The sequence below is a fragment of the Oleiphilus sp. HI0043 genome (assembly GCF_001634935.1).
Map to the genome: position 1 here is coordinate 1 of NZ_LWEY01000911.1, position 259 is coordinate 259.

1 protein-coding gene is annotated in these 259 nt (G+C 40.9%); it reads left to right on the plus strand.

Going from position 1 to position 259, the window contains the following annotated elements; genetic code table 11:
* Positions 1 to 259, plus strand: a 259-nt coding sequence (locus A3729_RS10230) for an NAD-glutamate dehydrogenase domain-containing protein (protein ID WP_156497868.1), incomplete at both ends; no start/stop codon positions are given.

A 259-nucleotide genomic window follows, 5' to 3' on the forward strand; every position in this document is an offset into this window, starting at 1 on the left:
AAAATGTATTCTGAATCGCCTGCAAACATTCCTTTGTTGCGGAATAAAATCAGCTACGTTTCTGAAAACTCGGGTTTAAATATACGGGACTATCGGGGCAAGGAGCTTCTGCAGTCTCTGATAGTTTTTCCACGGGAGGATCTGTTCCAGATTGATAAGGATGAGTTGCTCGACGTTATTATGGGAACCCTTTATATACAGGAGCGAAAGCAGACAAGGCTATTTATAAGAGAGGATATTTTTAGCCAGTTTGTCTCAT